The sequence below is a fragment of the Alcanivorax sp. HI0083 genome (assembly GCF_001635175.1).
This window is the reverse complement of record NZ_LWFX01000836.1, coordinates 1-310: the sequence shown is the minus strand read 5'-3', so window position 1 is coordinate 310 and position 310 is coordinate 1. Positions and strand designations below refer to the sequence as shown.

The following is a 310-nucleotide window of genomic DNA, read 5'->3' as shown; positions in this document are numbered from 1 at the left end:
GGATGAAAAAGCACACAGCTTTAGCCCCGTTATCGAGCTGAATGCGGAGAAACCGTATCAACAACTCAGCCCTTTTATGCTGGGTAATCAACTGCATCTACTCGCCTACAACGAGTCAGACGGTATTTTTGATTTCTTCCGCGTGATGCCGGACCACTTCGCACACCAGTATCGCTTCCAGAAAACCTACGGTGACATCACTACCGGATTCACTACCGTACATGCCTTTGCTTACCGGGATAGCTGCCAGTTCATGGCCTACAATAAAAGCACCGGCACCAGCCGCCTTTATCAACTCACGGTGCCTCCC

At 50.6% G+C, this 310-nt stretch carries 1 protein-coding gene; it reads left to right on the top strand.

The features are described 5' to 3' along the window. On the top strand, positions 1 to 310 hold a 310-nt coding region (locus A3754_RS27540), incomplete at both ends, for a hypothetical protein (RefSeq protein ID WP_197468566.1).